Origin of the sequence: Bradyrhizobium sp. (assembly GCF_019244115.1) — a bacterium.
Classification (GTDB): Bacteria; Pseudomonadota; Alphaproteobacteria; order Rhizobiales; family Xanthobacteraceae; genus Bradyrhizobium.
This window is the reverse complement of sequence record NZ_JAFATE010000162.1, coordinates 1-2,334: the sequence shown is the minus strand read 5'-3', so window position 1 is coordinate 2,334 and position 2,334 is coordinate 1. Positions and strand designations below refer to the sequence as shown.

3 protein-coding genes are annotated in these 2,334 nt (G+C 60.9%); all 3 read left to right on the top strand.

What is annotated here, in order from left to right; translation table 11 throughout:
* On the top strand, positions 1-1,203 hold a 1,203-nt coding region (gene sufB, locus JOZ76_RS07235), incomplete at its 5' end, for a Fe-S cluster assembly protein SufB (protein WP_291697941.1).
* A 5-nt stretch (positions 1,204-1,208) separates the two neighbouring features.
* Positions 1,209-1,484, top strand: a complete 276-nt coding sequence (locus JOZ76_RS07230) for a hypothetical protein (RefSeq protein WP_291697940.1) — start codon at positions 1,209-1,211, stop codon at positions 1,482-1,484.
* Positions 1,484-2,236, top strand: a complete 753-nt coding sequence (sufC, locus tag JOZ76_RS07225; RefSeq protein WP_291697939.1) for a Fe-S cluster assembly ATPase SufC — start codon at positions 1,484-1,486, stop codon at positions 2,234-2,236. Before JOZ76_RS07230 ends, sufC begins: the two co-directional genes overlap by 1 nt.
* The last annotated feature ends 98 nt before the right edge of the window (positions 2,237-2,334 follow it).

Below are 2,334 nucleotides of genomic sequence, written 5' to 3'. Positions count from 1 at the left end.
ACCTCGATCGACGAGATCGATCCCGAGATTCTCAGGACCTATGAGAAGCTCGGCATTCCCCTCCGCGAAGTCGCTGTTCTCGAAGGCGTTGAGCCGCTTCCAGGCGCAGGCGATCCGGCGACCCGCAAGATCGCGGTCGATGCCGTGTTCGATTCGGTCTCGGTTGCGACCACCTGCAAGGAAGAGCTGAAAAAGGCCGGCGTGATTTTCATGCCGATCTCGGAGGCGATCCGCGAGCAGCCCGAGCTCGTGAAGAAGTATCTCGGTTCGGTGGTGCCGACCTCGGACAATTTCTTTGCCACCTTGAACTCGGCGGTGTTCTCCGACGGCTCGTTCGTCTATGTGCCGCCGGGCGTGCGCTGTCCGATGGAGCTGTCGACCTATTTCCGTATCAACGAACGCAACACCGGCCAGTTCGAGCGCACGCTGATCATCGCCGACAAGGGCTCCTATGTGAGCTACCTCGAAGGCTGCACCGCCCCGCAGCGCGATGAAAATCAGTTGCACGCGGCTGTGGTCGAGCTCGTCGCGCTCGACGATGCCGAGATCAAATATTCGACGGTGCAGAACTGGTATCCCGGCAACTCCGAGGGCAAGGGCGGCATTTACAATTTCGTCACCAAGCGTGGCGACTGCCGCGGGCACCATTCAAAGATCTCCTGGACGCAGGTCGAGACCGGCTCTGCGATTACCTGGAAATATCCGAGCTGCATTCTGCGCGGCGATCATTCGCGCGGCGAGTTCTATTCGATCGCGATCTCCAACGGCTTTCAGCAGGTCGACAGCGGCACCAAGATGCTGCATCTCGGCAAGAACACCACGAGCAGGATCATCTCCAAGGGGATCGCGGCCGGCAAATCCCAGAACACCTATCGCGGCCTCGTCACCGCGCATCGCAAGGCCACGGGCGCGCGCAACTTCACCGCCTGCGATTCGCTCCTGATCGGCGACAAATGCGGCGCTCACACCGTGCCCTATATCGAGGCGAAGAACGCCTCGGCGACCTTCGAGCACGAGGCGACGACCTCGAAGATCTCCGAGGACGTGTTGTTCTACTGCACCCAGCGCGGGCTGTCGCAGGAAGAGGCCGTCGGCCTCGTCGTCAACGGCTTTGTCAAAGACGTGCTGCAGCAGCTGCCGATGGAGTTCGCGGTCGAGGCGCAGAAGCTGATCTCGATCTCGCTCGAGGGTAGCGTAGGCTGACAATCATGGCTCACGCGTACTGGTTCAAGCCAAAGAAATACGGCTATGGAGCAGCTCCGAACACCTGGGAAGGGTGGGCAGTCACCGCCGCTTATTGCCTTGTGGTTTGGGCAAGTGCCGCGATCCTTGCCACCCACACGGGCTCGAGAGCGATGTTGGTGGGCATGGCATCGATCATTGTTGCTGCGACGATCGCGCTTGTGGTGATTGCTGTTTGGAAAACTGATGGCCACTGGGGCCGAAATGCGGTGGCCAGGCAAGATTCGGGAAAGAACGACTGATGTCATTGCTTGAAGTCAAGAATTTGCACGTCCGTGTCGAGGAGCGCGAGATTCTCCACGGGCTCGACCTCACCGTAAATCCGGGCGAGGTGCATGCGATCATGGGGCCGAACGGCTCCGGCAAGTCGACGCTCTCGCATGTCATCGCCGGCAAGCCCGGTTACGAGGTCACCGACGGCGAGATCCTGTTCAAGGGCGAAAACCTCCTGGAGATGGCGCCGGACGAGCGTGCGGCCAAGGGCGTGTTCTTGGCGTTCCAATATCCGGTCGAAATTCCCGGCGTGACCAGCATGAATTTCCTGCACACGGCGTACAATGCCCAGCGCAAGGCGCGCGGTGAGGGCGAACTCATGGCGCCCAACTTCTTGAAGAAGGTGCGCGAGGTCGCAAAATCGCTGAACATCCCGCTGGACATGCTCAAGCGCGGCGTCAATGTCGGCTTTTCCGGCGGCGAGAAGAAGCGCAACGAGATCTTGCAGATGGCGCTGTTCGAGCCGGCGCTGTGCATCCTGGACGAGATGGATTCCGGCCTCGACATCGACGCGCTGCGGCTCGCCGCCGACGGCGTCAACGCGCTGCGTTCGCCCGACCGGGCGATGGTCGTGATCACGCACTATCAGCGTCTGCTGAACTACATCATCCCCGATGTCGTGCACGTGATGTCGAAAGGCCGCGTCGTGAAGAGCGGCGGCAAGGAGCTGGCGCTTGAGCTCGAGGAAAGCGGCTACGCGCAGTTCGAGGACGCGGCCTGAGGGCAAAGGCGGATTTTGCGATGAACCTTGTGTTGGCAAAGACCGATACGGAGCGCGGCTCGAGCGATATTTTCACGCTGGCCCGCGATCGGCTGCCC